The 1,307-nt window shown below is 69.9% G+C and carries 1 protein-coding gene; it reads left to right on the top strand.

The window, feature by feature from the left end; all coding sequences use genetic code 11:
• Window positions 1-362 precede the first annotated feature (362 nt).
• A complete protein-coding gene (locus AC2W7M_RS25665) occupies window positions 363-1,061 on the top strand; it encodes a helix-turn-helix domain-containing protein (RefSeq protein WP_486135941.1) in 699 nt (232 codons plus the stop codon).
• The last annotated feature ends 246 nt before the right edge of the window (window positions 1,062-1,307 follow it).

Here is a 1,307-nt window from a genome sequence, read left to right as displayed (position 1 = left end):
CCCGCGCGCTCACCACGACCACGGCGGCCGAAGCAGCACCGGGCAATCCGTGCCCGCCCAGCGGCGGAAGCCCGAACAGCTGGCACAAAAAGGAGGGCCGCGGCGGCGACCGGCCACCCCGGCGGCCACCTGCCGGACCGGCGCCGACATCCCTGCCGCTTCTGCGGTGGTCTCGCTCACGTCTCAATCTCGCTCACGTCTCGGCCTCGCTCACGGGTTCGCGGTCCGGTTTAAGGAGCTTTGCGCTCCTCCGTAATTCTACCTAAGGGGACGGACTTAAGTGTAAGAGCCCAATTTATCGTTTTCCGGCAAGCGCCTATCCAAAAGGGCCTCCCAAGCGAGGCGCCTTGCAGGAGGTACCGATGCCGACCCCCGCCGCCGCGATCGCCACCCGAGCTTATGCGCCCCTCCCGCCTTCGGGAAAGTGGAAGGATGATGCGGACACCCATCGGCCTGTCAGCATCCTCTCGGCGCTGGGTGCCGTGGTCGGCTACGACCGCAACGCGGAGATCTACGGCGAGGACGCCAGCGCTGATCACGTCTATGTGGTGCTCTCCGGCGCGGTGCGCATCTGCAAGCTTCTGGGTGACGGCCGCCGCCAGATCGAGGCCTTCTGCCTGCCGGGCGACGTGTTCGGCTGGGAAGCCTCCGCCCGGCACCGCTTCTCGGCCGAATCGGTGTGCGACACCAAGGTGGTGCGCATCAAGCGCTCGATCCTGTTCGCCCGCGCCTCGGACGACGCGGAGCTGGCCCATGCCCTCTGGTCGCTGACGGTCGCGGAACTGCACCGCGCGCAGAACCATCTGCTGGTGCTCGGCCGCAAGAACGCCCAGGAGCGTGTCGCCACCTTCCTGATCGACATCGCCGCCCGCTCCGGCGCGGGCTCGGACGAGGTGCTGCTGCCCATGTCCCGCCAGGACATCGCCGACTATCTGGGCCTCACCATCGAGACCGTCTCGCGCACCCTGACCCATCTGGAGGAGCGTGGCGCCATCGCGCTGCCGTCCTCGCGCCGGGTGGTGCTGCGCGACCGCCATGCGCTGCGCCAGCTGAATTCCTGATCGCCCTTCTCCCGGAGCCCGGCGGCGTTCGTTCCCTCCGCCGGCTCTCTCTGCCTCGGCACGCGCTGATGGCCCTCCTCAGACGGCCGCCGCGTGCGCATGTTGGGCCCCCTCGGCCGCCTCCGCCGCCTTCTGCGCGGTCAGCCGCGCATCGAAGCGGGCGCAGACGACGCGGGTGAAGGCGCGCGCGGCCTCCGGGACCGTCACCACGGCGCCGCTCACCTCGGCGAGCCCGTCCGCGACGAG

The organism is Xanthobacter sp. BG11Y11_SDJG (genome assembly GCF_057364445.1).
Note: the sequence above shows the minus strand (reverse complement) of the source record. Positions and strands in the feature narration are given on the sequence as shown.